Genomic DNA, 371 nt, shown 5'->3' on the forward strand with positions numbered 1-371 from the left:
TATGCAAAAGTCCTTCCAGAATTTGCGCGACCCGCAGGAGCGGGAGCGGAAGTGGTTCGCCTCGCTTCTGTGGCGGTCTTTCCCCGAAGCGACCAGCGAGGCCGAGCTGGCCGATCTGGTGGCCGAGGCGCTGACCACGGCGCAGCGGCCGGTGAACCCGCGCACGGTGCGGAACTGGCTGCGGTCCGAGAACGCGCCGGGGCTGCATTACGTCCTGGCGGTGCTGGCGCTTGCGGGCGCCGAGACCGTCTTCGAACTCTTCGACCCGGAGCAAACGGCATGACACTGGCAATTCGGATCTACTGGCGCGTCGCCGGACGCTTCAACCAGCTGCGCGCGGGCCGGGCCCGCGCCGCGGCCCGCGTCTTCGA

At 69.0% G+C, this 371-nt stretch carries 1 protein-coding gene; it reads left to right on the top strand.

Annotated elements, in window-relative coordinates:
* Positions 1-283, top strand: a 283-nt coding sequence (locus tag BYZ73_RS21905; RefSeq protein ID WP_075783949.1) for a hypothetical protein, incomplete at its 5' end; no start/stop codon positions are given.
* Positions 284-371 lie beyond the last annotated feature (88 nt).

Source organism: Rhodovulum viride (assembly GCF_003265965.1).
Lineage (GTDB): Bacteria > Pseudomonadota > Alphaproteobacteria > Rhodobacterales > Rhodobacteraceae > Rhodovulum > Rhodovulum kholense.